16 protein-coding genes are annotated in these 15,125 nt (G+C 73.4%); 10 read left to right on the top strand and 6 right to left on the bottom strand.

Features of this window, described 5'->3' with window-relative positions; genetic code table 11:
- Positions 1-4 precede the first annotated feature (4 nt).
- From ACFVYI_RS30500 to ACFVYI_RS30490, 3 genes are all read left to right on the top strand, one after another.
- Positions 5-388 carry a hypothetical protein gene (locus ACFVYI_RS30500; RefSeq protein ID WP_387891587.1) on the top strand — a complete coding sequence of 128 codons (384 nt, stop codon included), beginning with the start codon at positions 5-7 and terminating at the stop codon, positions 386-388.
- 105 nt (positions 389-493) lie between these two features.
- Complete coding sequence (locus ACFVYI_RS30495; RefSeq protein ID WP_387891585.1) at positions 494-1,117, top strand: hypothetical protein; 624 nt, start codon at positions 494-496, stop codon at positions 1,115-1,117.
- A gap of 90 nt (positions 1,118-1,207) precedes the next feature.
- Positions 1,208-2,011, top strand: a complete 804-nt coding sequence (locus ACFVYI_RS30490) for a GNAT family N-acetyltransferase (RefSeq protein ID WP_387891583.1) — start codon at positions 1,208-1,210, stop codon at positions 2,009-2,011.
- A 62-nt stretch (positions 2,012-2,073) separates the two neighbouring features.
- On the opposite strand, the gene ACFVYI_RS30485 is transcribed toward ACFVYI_RS30490, so the two are convergent.
- Positions 2,074-2,634: a TetR/AcrR family transcriptional regulator gene (locus ACFVYI_RS30485; protein WP_387891581.1), complete on the bottom strand. Its 561-nt coding sequence runs from the start codon at positions 2,632-2,634 to the stop codon at positions 2,074-2,076.
- Between the two features lie 84 nt (positions 2,635-2,718).
- Here ACFVYI_RS30485 and ACFVYI_RS30480 point away from each other — a divergent pair, with 84 nt between their 5' ends.
- Entirely contained in the window at positions 2,719-3,567 is an 849-nt protein-coding gene (locus ACFVYI_RS30480; protein ID WP_387891580.1) for a patatin-like phospholipase family protein, read from the top strand.
- Positions 3,568-3,688: 121 nt separating this feature from the next.
- Positions 3,689-4,054 (top strand): iron chaperone, encoded by a 366-nt coding sequence (locus tag ACFVYI_RS30475; RefSeq protein WP_387891578.1) that lies wholly within the window; start codon positions 3,689-3,691, stop codon positions 4,052-4,054.
- 34 nt (positions 4,055-4,088) lie between these two features.
- On the opposite strand, the gene ACFVYI_RS30470 is transcribed toward ACFVYI_RS30475, so the two are convergent.
- From ACFVYI_RS30470 to ACFVYI_RS30450, 5 genes are all read right to left on the bottom strand, one after another.
- Positions 4,089-4,679 carry a hypothetical protein gene (locus ACFVYI_RS30470; protein WP_387891576.1) on the bottom strand — a complete coding sequence of 197 codons (591 nt, stop codon included), beginning with the start codon at positions 4,677-4,679 and terminating at the stop codon, positions 4,089-4,091.
- Positions 4,680-4,851: 172 nt separating this feature from the next.
- Positions 4,852-6,183 carry an RNA polymerase sigma factor gene (locus tag ACFVYI_RS30465; protein WP_387891574.1) on the bottom strand — a complete coding sequence of 444 codons (1,332 nt, stop codon included), beginning with the start codon at positions 6,181-6,183 and terminating at the stop codon, positions 4,852-4,854.
- Positions 6,156-6,575, bottom strand: coding sequence for a YciI family protein (locus ACFVYI_RS30460; protein ID WP_387891572.1), 420 nt, complete (start codon positions 6,573-6,575; stop codon positions 6,156-6,158). The genes ACFVYI_RS30465 and ACFVYI_RS30460 overlap by 28 nt, the downstream gene beginning before the upstream one ends.
- Before the next feature lie 181 nt (positions 6,576-6,756).
- The gene (gene pntB, locus ACFVYI_RS30455) at positions 6,757-8,232 is read right to left on the bottom strand and encodes a Re/Si-specific NAD(P)(+) transhydrogenase subunit beta (RefSeq protein ID WP_387891570.1); all 1,476 of its coding nucleotides are present in this window, start codon (positions 8,230-8,232) and stop codon (positions 6,757-6,759) included.
- A 5-nt stretch (positions 8,233-8,237) separates the two neighbouring features.
- Positions 8,238-9,794 (bottom strand): Re/Si-specific NAD(P)(+) transhydrogenase subunit alpha, encoded by a 1,557-nt coding sequence (locus ACFVYI_RS30450; protein WP_387891568.1) that lies wholly within the window; start codon positions 9,792-9,794, stop codon positions 8,238-8,240.
- A 459-nt stretch (positions 9,795-10,253) separates the two neighbouring features.
- Here ACFVYI_RS30450 and ACFVYI_RS30445 point away from each other — a divergent pair, with 459 nt between their 5' ends.
- From ACFVYI_RS30445 to ACFVYI_RS30425, 5 genes are all read left to right on the top strand, one after another.
- Complete coding sequence (locus ACFVYI_RS30445; RefSeq protein ID WP_387891566.1) at positions 10,254-10,784, top strand: hypothetical protein; 531 nt, start codon at positions 10,254-10,256, stop codon at positions 10,782-10,784.
- A gap of 1,188 nt (positions 10,785-11,972) precedes the next feature.
- Positions 11,973-13,226 carry a cytochrome P450 gene (locus ACFVYI_RS30440; RefSeq protein ID WP_387891564.1) on the top strand — a complete coding sequence of 418 codons (1,254 nt, stop codon included), beginning with the start codon at positions 11,973-11,975 and terminating at the stop codon, positions 13,224-13,226.
- A 55-nt stretch (positions 13,227-13,281) separates the two neighbouring features.
- Positions 13,282-13,941: a transcriptional regulator gene (locus ACFVYI_RS30435; RefSeq protein ID WP_387891562.1), complete on the top strand. Its 660-nt coding sequence runs from the start codon at positions 13,282-13,284 to the stop codon at positions 13,939-13,941.
- A gap of 226 nt (positions 13,942-14,167) precedes the next feature.
- Positions 14,168-14,851 (top strand): FMN-binding negative transcriptional regulator, encoded by a 684-nt coding sequence (locus ACFVYI_RS30430; protein ID WP_387891561.1) that lies wholly within the window; start codon positions 14,168-14,170, stop codon positions 14,849-14,851.
- Positions 14,841-15,125: condensation domain-containing protein (locus ACFVYI_RS30425; protein ID WP_387891560.1), on the top strand; the 285-nt coding region annotated here is incomplete at its 3' end. The genes ACFVYI_RS30430 and ACFVYI_RS30425, both read left to right, overlap by 11 nt.

Genomic DNA, 15,125 nt, shown 5'->3' with positions numbered 1-15,125 from the left:
TCGGATGCGGGAGGTCGACGTGCCCCCGGCCGGCGCCGCCCGGTCGGGCCTCACCGGCGAGACCCCGGGCGGCTCCCTCCGGTACGACGACGACGACGGCGGCCGGGCAGGAGCGGCCCCGGTCGCGGCGGGCGCCACGGCCGGCGCCCTCCGTGTCGACACCCTCCGTGTCGACACCCTCCGCGCCGGTCCGGTCGCCGGCGCCGTCGGCGGGGACCTCGCGCCGCCGGTCGGCCTGCTCGGTGCCGCCGGCGGCTACGCCGTCCTGATCCGGGCCTGCACAGCTCCCCGGGGCCCCCGCGGGCGGCCGCCCGGGGTGCGGGGCCCGGTACGTGTCCTGGGTCTCATCGGTGGCCGGGGCCAGTTCGTTCGCGTCCCAATGTGGTGAGATGTGCCGTCACCAGGTGATGGCCGCTGACGGGGGTGCGTGTTGAGGAGTAGTGGACGGCTGTTCGGGCTCGGGTCGGACGCGGATGCGGCGGATCTCGCCGCCGTGGGTCTGATCAGGCTGGCGGTGGGAGAGCGGTCGGGTGAGGTGGCGGGGGCCCCGCCGTGGCTGTGGCAGGTGCGGGCGGCCTCGTTCGCGGACACCTGGCTGGCGTTCGCCGACCCGGCGGCGACCGGGCTCCGGGTACCGGCGGGAGCGGTCCTGCGGGTGCTCACGCACCGGGCGGCGGAGCTGGCCCTGCGGACCTGCGACGGGGACGGTCCGGCCGCGCTGGACCGGCTGGGCCGGCAGTCGGCCGAGGCCCGCGAGAGCTCGCGGCGGGTCGGCGCGGCCCACCCGGCCGAGCCCGTCGCGCTCACCCTCGTCTGGCACGGGGTGCAGGCGGCGACCGCCGGCAGCGAACTCGGCGCCGAGGCGGAGCGGGAGTCGCACGGCCGGCGCATCGCCGAGCGGTGCGAGGCGTACGTCCGCCACCGCCACCGCCGCCAGGACACGCTCGCCCTGACGCTCTCCTGCGCCCGGTTCGCCGCCACCGCCCTGGTGGAACTCGGCGGCGGCGACCCGGGCCGGGCGGTCGCCTGCCTGGAGGAGTACGCGACCAGGTCCATGCCGCACGCCGGTCCGGCGCCGCTGTGGGTGCCGGGCCGGCCCGGCCAGCTCACCTCCTGAGCCGCCGGTCGGGCGCGGGCCACGGCCCGCCCCCGGCCGCGGTGAGGGCCGGGCCGCCGAGCGGTCGGACCCGCTCCGTATGCTGGCCCGATGTCCCTGCAGAGCCTGCACGACCGAGCCGCCCTCGAAGCCCGCTTCCGACGGGATCCGGCGCTGCACCTGATGGAACTCGGTGACCTCGACGACCTGTTGTGGCCGCACACCTCGTGGTTCAGCGTCACCCCGGACGGTCCGGTGGCGCTGCTGTACGCGGTCGGCGACATCCCCACCCTGCTGGCCTTCGGCGGGGCCGCCGAGGCGTCGGCGGTGGAGGACCTCGCCCGGGAGCTGCTGCCGGTCCTGCCGCGGCGCTTCTTCGGCCACCTCACCGGGGACGCGGACAAGGTCCTGGCGGAGGCGTACGAGGTGCACCGCCACGGCACGTTGCTGCGGATGTCGCTGACCGACCCCGCGCGCGCCGCGGCGTACCCCGTGGCCCCGTGGGCGCCCGCCCCGCTGGGCCGTGCGGACCTGCCCGAGCTGCTGGCGCTGTTCGCCGCGGCCTACCCGGGCAACTGGTTCGACGACCGCATGCTCGACACCGGTCAGTACCTCGGCGCCCGGCGTGACGGCCGGCTGGTCGCGGTCGCGGGCGTGCACGCCTGGTCGGCCGTTCAGCGGGTGGCCGTGATCGGCAACGTCACGACCCACCCCGAGGTGCGCCGGCAGGGCGCCGCGGGGGCCTGCGTGGCGGCGCTCTGCCGGCGGCTCGCGGAGAGCGCCGACCACATCGGGCTCAACGTCCGCGCGGACAACCCGGCCGCCGTGGACCTCTACCGGCGGCTGGGCTTCGCCGAGGTCGCCGCGTTCACCGAGGCGACCTTCACCGCGCTCCCGGCGGGACCCACCGGCTGAGCACCCGGGGGCCTCCCCGGCCACCGCCCGGGCCCGGCCGCAGGAGGGGCCCGCCCGTGGGTTCAGCGCGCCAGGAGTTCGGCGAAGCGGTCCAGCGCACGATCGGCGCGGTGGCGGTCGCCGGTCGTGGTGAGATCGAACAGCAGGCCCCGGACGACGGCCATGACCAGGGTGGGCGTCACGGTGTCCTCGGGGCCGGTGGAGACGTCGCGGAAGGTGGCACCGAGGGTGTCGAACCAGTCCGTGATCGCCTGGCCCTGGTCGGGGTAGTTCTCGGGGTGGACCAGCCCGTCGGCGTGCACCTCGAAGAAGAGTCGGACGAACGGCGCACGTTCGTCCGCGCTGATCCACGCCCAGATGCCGCGCAGTCGTTCCTGCACGGAGCCCGTCGCCGCCGGAAGGCGCCCGGCCAGGCGCACCGCACCTCGGCGGCGGGCCTCGGCGAGGACCGCGGTGACCAGCTCCTGTTTGCTGCCGAAGTCGTAGAGCAGCATCCGCGGGCTGGTGTCGAGGGCGGCGGCCAGTGGTCGCAGGCTCAACCCGGCCAGGCCGTGGGCCAGCACGTAGTCGGTCGCCCGCGCCAGCGTGCGCTCACGACGGGCGGGATCTGCGGGGCGTCCCACGGTGGGCCTCCTTCCAGGGCCTCGAAGCCAGAGCGGCGAGAGGTGTGTATATGGTACGACTGTTTCAATAACGAGGGGGACCACATGCACACCATCGACCGAGCGCTCGTCCTGGGGCCCGGAGGCGTCATCGGCACGGCCTGGGCGGCGGGGCTGGCCCACGGGTTGCGCCGCGCCGGCGTGGATCTGGGCGCGGCCGATCTGATCGTCGGTACGTCGGCCGGCGCGATCGTCGGAGCGCTGCTCGCCACCGGGCAGGATCCGGGCCGGCTCGCGACGCGGACCGGCCGGCCCGAGCACCGCGTCACGCCGGACCCCGAGCTGATGGGCCGGGTGTTCGCCGTGCTGGGCGACGGCGGCCTGGAACCCGGCGAGGCCAGGCGCCGGGTCGGCCGGCTCGCCCTCGACGCCGCCGACCCCGGGGCCGAGGAGGCGCTGATCGCCGGGCGCGCCGCCCTGATCGGCGCGGACGCGTGGCCGGAGCGACGCCTGGTGATCACCGCCGTGGACGCGGGCACCGGTGAGCCCGTGGTGTGGGACCGGGACAGCGGGGTGCCGCTGGTCCGCGCAGTGGCGGCGAGCAGTGCCTTCCCCGGGGCCGCGCCGCCGGTCACCGTCGGCGGCCGGCGGTACATGGACGGGGCGCTGCGGGCCGGTCCCAACGCCGATCTCGCCGCCGGCGCCCGCACGTTGGTCGTGGTCGACCCGATGGCGCACCGGTTTCCGGCGGGGCGGGCCGACCAGCAGGTGGCGGCGGTGGGGGCGCGGACCGTGGTGACCCTCAGCCCCGATCCGGCCTCGGTGCAGGCGTTCGGTCCGGACCAGGGGGACGTGGCGGCCTGGGAGCCGGCCTTCCGGGCGGGTCTTCGCCAGGCGGGTGACGTCGACGCGCACCTGCGGTCCGCGTGGGAGGCGGCGGCCGACGCCGGCTGACCGGCGGGTGGTGCGGTGCAGTGCGGTGCGGGCGGCGGCCCGGGCCGCCGGCAGCCGTCGGCGGGGCCGGGCCGTGCTCGGCAGGTTGGCGGGGGCTTCGAACCCGGCATAGCCTGACGGGGTGGTGCGCAGTGAGGCGAAGGACGTGGCCGGCTACCTGGCGGAGGCGCCCGAGGACCGCCGGGACGCCCTGGCCGGGCTGCGACGGCTGTGCCGCGAGGAGCTGGACGGCTTCGACGAGGTCATGGCGTACGGGATGCCCGCCTACGAGCGGGACGGCATCGCCGAGATCGCCTTCGCCGGCCAGAAGCGGTACATCTCCTTCTACCTCATGCGCAGCGACGTCCGTGCGGCGTTCGAGGAACGGCTGGCCGGGCAGGACATGGGCAAGGGGTGCCTTCGCTTCCGTCGGCCGCAGGACATCGACTTCGAGCTGGTGCGGGAGCTGCTCAGGGCCACGGCGGCGAGACCGGGCACGGTCTGCTGACGCCGGGGCGCCCGGGCCGGCGGGGACCGGGGGCTCAGGCGGGCCCCGCCGTCGTCCTCCGCGTCCGGGCCCGCTCCCACGACCACGCACCCGCACCCACCAGCAGGGCCGCCCCCAGGGCGTACACCGGCAGCCAGCGCGTCGTCGTGGCCGCCAGGCAGTCGTCGACGGCCTGGCGGCTCTGCTCCCGCTGCGCGGAGGCCAGCGGGTCACCGTCGTGACCGGCCAGGGCTCCCAGCGCGGCCTGCGTCTGCAGGCTCTGGTACCGGCCCGACTCCACGCAGGCGTGGCGGGCACCCGGCGCGGGGAACAGCCAGTCCCAGCGCTGCAGTGCCGGAGCCACCGCCAGTGCCAGGCACAGGCCCACGACCAGTGAGTACGCCGCCAGGCTCCACCCGTAGGCCACCCGTCGACCAGGCGTCAGCACCGGTACCCGGCCGAAGGACACGACCACCGCGAGCAGCGTCACGCCGAGGTAGGTGGAGAACCACTGCCACGAACCCTGCGCGAGCGAGAACGCCAGCACCACGGCGAGCGCCGTCCCCAGCACACCGGGATCACCGGCCGGCCGCGCCCCGTCCGCGGCCGTGCCGCTACCGGTACCTCGACGGTCGCGCTCGCTCACGGGCTCTCTCCTGCCTGCTGCCTGCCCCGGAGCGCCAGCCTCCCGCCCGCACCCGCGATCACCCCCGGGTACCACACCGGTACCTCCCCGACCCCACCCGCTCGGCCCAGTCACCCGGCCCCGGCGGCACGGGATCACGGCCCGGTTCCGGCCGCGGGGGCGGCCCGGGGCGTCAGCCGAGCGCGGCCGCCTTGCGCAGCAGTACGGACCGCTCGCGGGCATTGCGGCACAGCCGCGCGGCGAGCTCCAGCTCCGCCCGCGCCTCGGCGGTGCGGCCGAGCCGGGAGAGCAGCTCGCCGCGCACGCTCGGCAGCAGGTGGGAACCCGCCAGGCGGCCGCCTGCGGCCAGCTCGTCGACGAGGGGCAGCGCCTCCCGCGGACCGGTCGCCATGGCGACGGCGACCGCCCGGTTGAGCTCGACGACGGGGGAGGGCGCGACCCGGCCGAGTGCCTCGTAGAGCAGCACGATCCGCTCCCAGTCGGTCTCCGGGACGGAGGGGGCCGTCGCGTGGCAGGCGGCGATCGCCGCCTGCAGGCCGTAGGGCCCGAGCCCGCGTCCGGCGGCCGCGGCCCGGTCGATCGCGGCCAGGCCGCGCCGGACGGCCGAGCGGTCCCACAGCCGCCGGTCCTGGTCCTCCAGCAGGACGGCCTCGCCGTCGGGCCCGGTGCGCGCGGGGAAGCGGGCCGCGGTGAGCTCGAACAGCGCGAGCTGCCCGAACACCTCCGGCTCGTCGGGCAGCAGCGCGGTCAGCGTCCGGGCCAGCCGGATCGCCTCGTAGGCGAGATCGGGGCGCAGCAGCTGGTCACCGGTGGTCGCGGTGGCCCCCTCGGTGAAGATCACGTACAGCACGCTCAGCACGCCGCCGAGCCGCTCGCGCCGCTCGGCCGCCGGCGGCAGTTCGAAGGGCACCCCGGCGGCGGCGATCGTCTTCTTCGCCCGGGTGATCCGGGCCTGGACGGTCGGCACGGGCACCAGGAACGCGCGGGCGATCTCCTCGCTGGACAGGCCGGCGACCACGCGCAGGGTCAGCGCCGTGCGGGCCTCGGGCGAGAGCACGGGGTGGCAGGCCACGAAGATCAGCGCGAGGACGTCGTCCTCGATCCGGTCCGGGTCCCAGGGCAGGTCGTCCGACCGGTCCGGCGGTGGCTCGGCGCCGGAGCTCGCCCCGCCCTCGGCGAGCCGCCCGGCGAGGGCCGTGTAGCGGTCGTCGAGGGCGGAGCGGCGGCGGAACTGGTCGATGGCGCGCCGCCGGGCGGTGGCGAGCAGCCAACCCACCGGGCTGGCCGGCTCGCCGTCGCGCGCCCAGACCACGAGCGCCTGCGCCAGGGCCTCCTGAGCGACGTCCTCGGCGAGGTCGAAGTCCCCGGTGTACCGGGCGAGGGCGCCGACGATCCGCGCCGACTCGATCCGCCAGAGCGCCTCGACGGCCCGCCGGGCGGCGCCGCCGCCCGGCGGGCCGTCCGTCGTCGCGGGGGTCAGAGCTGGCCGGTCCGGTCGCGCCATGCCCGTTCCTTGATGATCCACTCGTTGTCCTGCGGGAACTCGTCGATCCCCGGCACGCGCCGGATCTCGACCTTCGTGCCGGGGAACGCCGGCAGTCGCTTGGCCCATTCGACCGCCTCCTGCTTCGACGCCACGTCGAGGACGTAGAAGCCGCCGAACAGCTCCTTGGTCTCACCGTACGGGCCGTCGGTGACGACCGGGGCCGGCCCGCTCAGATCGACGACCACGCCCTGCGAGGCGTCGTCCAGGCCCTCGGCCGCGACGAGCACGCCGGCCCGGATCAGTTCGTCGTTGTAGCGGCCCATCGTTTCGAGCATCTCGTCGAACGGCGTCTCCATCATCTTCGCGACCGACTCGTCGCTGCCCCGCATGATCAACATGTACTTCGCCACGGCTGCGCTCCTTCGTCCGGGGACCGATCTCCGGTCCTCTCTATCCCAGGTCGAACGGGGCGGCCGCGGATCGACACGGCGCGGGAACGAATTCGGAACCGATGTCCGGACGGGCCCGGGCGTCGGCGGCCGTCGAGGTGGTCCCGGTGCGCCGGCCGGCACACCGGGACCACCGGCGGGCCTACCCGGCGGTCCGGCCGGCCGTCGCCGTCCGGCGGTCGGCCGGTGCCGGGGCGTCCCGGCCGTCGGCGTCGAGGGCGCGCAGGATGTCCTCGACGCTCTGCTTGGCGTCGCCGAAGAGCATGGCGCTGTTCTCGCGGAAGAACAGCGGGTTCTGCACCCCCGCGTAGCCGGAGGCCATGGACCGCTTGAACACGATCACCTGCTCCGCCTCCCACACGCGCAGCACCGGCATGCCGGCGATGGGGCTGGCGGGGTCGTCCATGGCGGCGGGATTGACGGTGTCGTTGGCGCCGATGACGAGGACGACGGAGGTGTCCGCGAGGTCGTCGTTGATCTCGTCCATCTCCAGGACGATGTCGTAGGGCACCTTCGCCTCGGCGAGCAGCACGTTCATGTGCCCGGGCAGGCGTCCGGCGACGGGGTGGACGCCGAAGCGGACCTCGACGCCGCGCTCGCGCAGCCGGCGGGTGAGCTCCGCGACCGGGTGCTGCGCCTGGGCCACCGCCATGCCGTAACCGGGGGTGATGACGACCGTCCGGGCCTGCGCGAGCTGCCCCGCCGCCTCCTCGGCACGGATCTCGCGGTGCTCGCCCTGCTCCTCGCCCCCGCCGGAGGGGGCCTCGATGCCGAAGCCGCCGGCGATGACGGAGAGGAAGGAGCGGTTCATCGCCCTGCACATGATGTAGGACAGGTAGGCGCCCGAGGAGCCGACCAGTGCGCCGGTGACGATGAGCAGGTTGTTGTCGAGCAGGAACCCGGCCGCGGCCGCCGCCCAGCCGGAGTAGCTGTTCAGCATGGAGACGACGACGGGCATGTCGCCGCCGCCGATCGAGGCGACCAGGTGCCAGCCCAGCGCGAGGGCGAGCACGGTCACCGCGATCACGAGGCCGAGGCCCGGGCCGGCGGTGAACCAGACCGTGAGCGCGACGAACGCGGCGAGTGCGCCGAGGTTCAGCGCGTTCTTGCCGGGCAGCATCAGCGGCCGGGAGGCGATCCTGCCGGACAGCTTGAGGAAGGCGACGACGGAGCCGGTGAAGGTGACCGCGCCGATGAAGATGCCGATCACGACCTCGGCGTGGTGGATCCGCAACAGGTCGGCGGCGACGGCGACCTGGGCCGAGCCGCGGGACTCGACCTCCAGGTAGCTGTTCCAGCCGACCAGCACCGCGGCGAGACCGACGAAGCTGTGCAGGACGGCGATCAGTTCCGGCATCTGCGTCATCTCGACCTGCCGTGCCCGCCACAGGCCGATCACGCCGCCCAGCGCCATCGCGACGAGGATCAGGGCGACCGCGCCGGCGCTGATGCTGCGGGCCGCCAGCACGACCGTGGCGACCAGGGCGAGGGCCATGCCGGCGATGCCGTAGACGACGCCGGCACGGGAGGTGCGGTGCTGCGACAGCCCGGCCAGACTGAGGATGAACAGCAGGGCGGCGACCAGGTCCGCGGCGTGGGCGGCCGTCGTGGAAGTCATCGGGCTCAGCCTTTCGAGAACATGGACAGCATGCGGCGGGTGACGGCGAAGCCGCCGAAGATGTTCACGCTCGTCAGCAGGACGGCCACGAAGGCCAGCACGGTGACGAGCACACCCCCGTGCCCGATCTGCAGCAGGGCGCCGACCACGACGATCCCGGAGATCGCGTTGGTCACCGACATCAGCGGGGTGTGCAGGGCGTGGTGGACCTTCCCGATGACGTAGTAGCCGATGACCACCGCCAGCGCGAACACCGTGAAGTTCTCCGCGAGTTGGGTCGGGGCGACGGCGACCAGCAGGAACATCGCCAGCATGCCGAGGCCGATCAGGCCGAAGCGGGCCGCCGGGGTGAGCCGGGGCGGCTTCGGCGCCGGGGCGGCCGGGGCGGCCGCGGGCTGCGCGGCGGGAGCGGCCGAGACGGCCACCGGCGGCGGCGGCCAGGTGACCTCGCCCGCCCGGACCACGGTCACGGCGCGCTGGACCACGTCGTCGAAGTCGACGACCAGCCGCCCGTCCTTGCCCGGCGTCAGCAGCGTGAGCAGGTTGACCAGGTTGGTCCCGAACAGCTGCGACGCCTGGGCGGGCAGCCGGGCGGCGAGGTCGGTGTAGCCGATGATGGTGACGCCGTTGGCGGTGACCACCGTGCGGCCCGCCACCGTCCCCTCGACGTTGCCGCCCTGGGCGGCGGCCATGTCGACGACGACGCTCCCGGGCTTCATCGCCGCCACGTCCTCGGCGGTGAGCAGCCGCGGGGCGGGCCGCCCGGGGATCAGCGCGGTGGTGATGACGATGTCCACGTCCGCGGCCTGCGCGTGGTAGAGCTCGGCCGCGGCGCGGTCGTAGTCGGCGGAGGTCGCCTTGGCGTAGCCGTCGGTGCTCACCTCCTGCGCGACCTGCACGGCGAGGTACTCGCCGCCCAACGACTTCACCTGGTCGGCGACTTCCGGCCGGGGGTCGGTCGCGCGGACGATCGCCCCCAGGCTGGAGGCGGCGCCGATGGCGGCGAGCCCGGCCACGCCGGCACCGGCCACCAGGACCTTCGCCGGCGGGACCTTGCCCGCGGCCGTCACCTGGCCGGTGAAGAAGCGGCCGAACACGTGGGCGGCCTCGATCACGGCCCGGTAGCCGGCGATGTTCGCCATCGAACTGAGCACGTCCATCGACTGCGCGCGGGAGATCCGCGGCACCGCGTCCAGCGCGAGCGCGGTGACGGGGCGTGAGGACAGTGCCTCCAGCAGGTCGGGCCGCTGGGCCGGAGCCAGCAGACCGACCAGGGTCGCGCCGTCACTCAGCCGGGCGATCTCGGCGGTCGACGGTGCGTTGACCTTCAGGACGACGTCGGCCGTCCACGCCTCCCCGAGGTGTGCGCCCGTCCCGGTGTAGGCCTCGTCGGTGAAGCCGGAGGCCGTGCCGGCCCCGGATTCGACGGTGACCTCGTAGCCGAGGGCGAGCAGTCCGCGCACCGTCGACGGTGTCGCGGCGACGCGGGTCTCCCCGGCGGCCGACTCGGCCACCACACCGATGCGCAGCGGGGGGTGGTGCGTGGCGTCCTGTGCAGACATCACTCGTGCCTCTCTCGTCGGAGGAACTCTTGACGGCGGGCCCTGCGTCCGAGGGGGAGTCTCTTCCCCTCGGAGGCAGGAACCTACCCGCCCGCGCCCCGCCGGGGGACGGGGCGTAGCCGTGACATGCTTCACCCGTTCGCGGCCTGTCGGGTGGGTCGGGTCGCGTGCTCGCCGGCGCCGCCCGCCATCATCCCCCCGGGACCTGCGCTCCTACCGTGTGCCGCACCCCGGACCGCTCGTCGCACCTGTCGGCGGGTGGCCGGCCCCGGCGGTCTCCGAACGCCCGCTTCGCCGGCGGGGGATGCCACCGTGGCCGCCGCGGGCGGGTTGCCGACACCCCGACCGGTCGTCCGCCCTCTCCCCGTCGAGCCGGCACCGCGCGGGTGGTCGGGCGCCGGGGCGGCAGGATCGGAAACAAAAGTTGCCAGGCTCATCCGTGGGAACTATGGTTGTCGCATGACTTCGACTGAGATCACCCTCGAAGAGCAGACCGAGCTGGACAAGGCTCTCCTCGACGCCCTCAACCCGCTCGCCTCGGCCATTCGCTCCCGCACCTCGGGGCTGCCCGAGGAGCGGATGTGGGAGGCGGACCCGGTCGACGTGACCCTGTCCGTCCTCGCCGCCTGGAAGGTGGTGGACGCGGAGGTCAAGCGACTGACGGCGATCGCGGCCGGCACCGCCGGTTCCTACGGCGCGAGCTACGAGCAGCTGGGGGCCGTCTGGGGCATCACCCGGCAGGGTGCGCGCAAGAAGTGGCCCGAAGCGGTCACCCGCCCCACGGCGGCGCAGTCGGGCGCTGGGTTGAAGCTGTTCGGCGGGACGGCGGAACTGCTGCAGGACGCCGGGTCCGGCGGCTGGAGCTGGACGGGCGAAGGCGCGGACGGCGCGCACGGCACCGCCGGGGGCGACACCTGGTACCCGACCAAGGAGGAGGCCGCCGCACATGCCGGCGCCTTCCTCGCGGAGCACGCCGCCGGCCGGTCCTAGGGCTCGTCGGGCCTGGCCGCACCGGCCGGCCTGGCCGACTCGGTCGTCCTGGCGCCGCTCGTCCGCGTGGGTGCGCGCCGGCTCGCCCCCCGATCGAGCCGTCGCGGAGCTGTGGCGCATTCCCGCTGAAAGGGGCCTGGCTGTCCGGAAATCGGTACGCCGGGGCGCCCCGGCGGAATGCCGCGACCGGGCCATGGCGCGGCCCGGCCCGTCTGCGGACCGAACTCGCCGGATGGGTTGTGGCGCGAGGTCCGAAACACCTCCCGGGGTGGCCGGAAAGGGCCCGCCATCTTCTTGCGGGCGCATTGTCCGGAGTGGCCTGATAGCCACCCGATTTTCGGGTCGCCGAAGATCGTCGCGTCGCTCCGTGGGCTTTCCACCGATTCCTCGGCGAGTGCCCGTCGGTGAAATAGTGAAGGTCTTCCGGATGGTTGGCGGTGGGCGGGTGTCGACCACCCGTGGAGAAGACCGGAAAGGTGATTCCCGACGCCTTCGGGCGTTTCGTGACATCGACGGCGATGGTCGCCCCGATTGCCGTGGCCGAATAGCGTGGCCGGTCCGTCGGTGAATGCCCGGATTTCACCGTTCCTGGGTGCCGTTCGGCACTGCGACGGATTCCGGCCGGCGGTCGTCGCACCGGTGGTGGCGGTCGGGGTGCGGCACGGCCGGGGTGTCCGGGTGCGGCGGGGGCAAGGTCCCGGTGGCCGGATCCGGCCACCCTGACGTGGGGGAGAAGACGTTTGCCGCTCGCCCGGGCGGGGGACGCGGGCGGTCCGGTCCTGGGCGCCGGCGGTCGCCGGGCGGGTTGTGCGGACCCGTCGGTCGGGGTGGCCCGGGTGCTCGGCCACAGGATTCTCGCTGCCTCTCGCGGCGTCGGATCCATGGATACGGAAACGCTGTGCCGGATCCGTGGCCGCGAAAAGCGCGGACACCGCACCCGGGGTGGGGGTGGGCCGGGTAATGGGGCGGCTCGGTGGGGGATCGGTGCGGCCGGCCCATTCGGTCGTTTCGAGCGTTCGGGTGGGGTCGATTCGAAGTCCCGGCGGGTTCGATGAGAGTAATCCGCACTCGATCAAGGGGCAACTGTGATCTAAGTCACTTGACGGTTGGTCACTAGAGTGTCAGGATGACGCTATGGCGAAGCAAGAAATGGCAACGTCAACATCCAAAATGTTAATGTCGCGAATCATGCTTCGGATTCTCATGATGTCGGGGGATCCTGTAGCACAGCTGATCGCGCGGCGTCCCGAGAGGGACCCTTACTTAATATATGAGAGCATCCGGGAAAAGGGTGCTCTCATTCGCGGAAATATCGGCGCCTTCGCCACGTGCGATCACGAACTGGCGTCACTGATTCTCCGCGACAGCGCCCGTTTCGGCTCCTTCGCGGTCGCGAAGGCGAAGCCGATCGACACCACGGTGTACGACGACCGGGGCGAGCGTCTCATCGTGCCGATGGACGACTCCTTCCTCTCCATGGACCCCCCGGACCACACCCGGCTGCGACGCATGGTCGCGCCGTGGTTCTCGCCCCGGGCGATCCGGGAGCGCACCGCGACCATCGAGACCATGCTCGAAGAGCTGCTCGACGACCTGGCGGGCCAGGACGAGTGGGACGCCGTCAACGACCTGGCCGTGCGCGTCCCGATCCGCGTGATCGCCGCGTTCTTCGGCATCGGCGAAGAGGACTTCGAGCGCTTCCGCGAGTGGGGCGGCATCATCGGGACCTCGGTCGACGGCATCCGCACCATGCGGGACCTGAAGACCTTCCGGCAGATGCTCATCGAGATGCAGGAGTTCTTCGGCGGCCTGATCGAACTGCGCCGGCGTGAACCGGGCAACGACCTGGTGTCCTTCATGGTGCAGGCCGAACCCGAGGGCGAGCCGCTGACCTGGCACGACATGATCGCCACCTGCGGTGTCCTGCTCGGAGCCGGCTTCGAGACCACGGTGAACCTGATCGGCAACTGCGTCCTCACCGTGCTGGAGGACCCCGGGATCAGGAAGCAGCTCATCGACGACCCGGAGCTGGTGCCCAACGCCGTCGAGGAAGTGCTGCGCTGGGACGCCCCGGTCCAGTACCTGCTGCGCGTCACCACCGAACCGGTGACCCTGGCCGGCGTCGACATCCCCGAGGACTCGCCCGTGTTCGTGGTCGTCGGCGGGGCCAACCGCGATCCCAAGGTCTTCGGGGACAACGCCCAGGAGTTCGACCTCCGCCGGAAGAACAGCCGTGAACACCTGACCTTCGGTGACGGCATCCATCTGTGCGTCGGGGCGGGACTGGCCCGGATCGAGGCCGCGGCCACCCTGCGGGTGCTGCTGCGCAAGTTCCCCGATCTGCGCCTGGCCGAAGGGGCGGAACGCCGACCCACCCGGGTGGTGCGCGGCATGAGCTCGCTGCCCGTCCGGGACGGTGCCACCGCCGCTGCTAGGACCTGACCACTTCGAACCGTGCGGCCCACCCGCACGTCTCAGGCACGGGGGAACATCGATCATGGCCGATTCGGCACAGCACTTACTCGACGGCATGCGCCGTGAACTGGCGCCCGCCGCAGGGGACAACACCTTCGTGGAGCTGGTCGCCGCCGGGCGCGCGCCCCAGGACGCCCTGCGCAGGTACGCCAACGAGGAACACCTGATCTTCACCAGCGACTGGGGCAGCTACCTCGCCCTCGCCGGGCGCTCGACCGCACCGGACACCCGGCAGTTCTTCATGGGGCTGGCCTTCGGCGAGGCCATGGGCCTGGCCGGGCTCACCACCCTGTCCGCCGCCCTCGGCGTGGACGAGGACGACCGCCGCGCCCACCGGCCGATGCCGCTCTGTCAGGCCTACCCCGCCTACACCGCCTGGCTCGCGCTGAACGCCGACCCCGCCGACGTGGTCGCCGCGCTGCTGGCCAACTTCCCCGCCTGGAGCGGGTACTTCAGCACATTGGCCGGCGCCCTGCGCAAGCACCACGGCCTGGACGACGCGGCCTGCGCGTTCCTGGACGGCCTCAGTGCCCCCAACGCGCAGCTGGAGGAACAGGGCCTCGGCATCCTGGACCAGCGGCTGTCCACGGGCTGGGTGCCCGACACCGCGCGGCAGTACGCCCGTTTCCTGCGCACGTACGACCTGCTGTTCTGGAACAGCCTCGTCGAGACGAACGCGTGACCGGCGCCGGCCTTCTCCCCTGATCCGAGCCCGCCGACCTCGCTCGCCGGGCACCTTCCGGGGAGATCGCCGTGCGCTGCCCCGGTACCCGCCGACCTCGCCCGCCGGACCTTCCGGCGGTCATCGCCGTGCGCTGCCCGACTCCCGCTGACATCGCCCGCCGGACGCCTTCCGGCGGACATCGCTGTGTGCTGCCCCGGTGGGCTGCCCGGAACGAGGAATCCGCATGTACGTACCCCGAGACTTCGCCGTCCACGAGGTCGAGCCCGTCGTCGACCTGATCCGGGCGAACCCCCTGGCCTGCTTCGTCACGACCAGGGACGACGTACCGGTGGCCTCGCACATCCCCGTGGTGTTCGTCTCGGACGACGACCTCACCGGGCTGACCGACCTCGTCGGCGTCACGATGTACGGCCACCTCAATGTGCTGAATCCGCAGTACACCGCGCTCGCCGACGGGGACCGCGCACTCGTGGTGTTCCAGGGCCCGCACGGCTACATCTCGCCGACCGTGTACGAGGTCGATCCGGCCGCGCCCACCTGGAACTTCTCCGCCGTGCACGTCCGCGGCAGAATCCGCCTCCTCGGCCCCGGCGAACCCGCGCTGAAGGTCGTGAAGCGCACCGTGACCGCCCTCGAAGGCAGGTTCGGGCAGGGGTGGGACATGGAGAGCTCCCTGGCCTACTTCGAGAAGATCGTGCCCGGGGTGGGCGCCTTCGAGATCGAACTGGAGGCCGTGGACGCCATCTTCAAGCTCTCCCAGGACCAGCCCGCCGAACTGCGCGACAAGGTCGACTGCTGGTTCCGCGGCAGCGATGTCGGCACCCACCGAGCACTCGCCGCCGAGATGGACAGGCACCGCCCCGCGGCGCACCCGACCGAGGAGAAGGCACCCCGCCATGCCGACTGACGCCAACTCCGCGGGCCTGCGGGCCGCACTGCAGCAGCTGATGAAGCACACCCGGCCGGAGTCCGACGGCATCGCGCGCGCCGACCGGAGCAAGCCGTTGCCGCTCTCCTTCGCGCAGCAACGGCTTTGGCTGGTGGACCAGTTGTCGCCGGGGAGTGCGGCGTACAACGTGCCGTTCGCGGTGCGGGTGCGGGGTGGGTTGGACGTGGGTGTGTTGGGTGGGGCGTTGTCGGTTCTGGTGGGGCGGCATGAGGTGTTGCGGACGGTGTTCCGT

Origin of the sequence: Kitasatospora sp. NPDC058218 (genome assembly GCF_042882445.1) — a bacterium.
GTDB lineage: Bacteria > Actinomycetota > Actinomycetes > Streptomycetales > Streptomycetaceae > Kitasatospora.
Note: the sequence above shows the minus strand (reverse complement) of the source record. Positions and strands in the feature narration are given on the sequence as shown.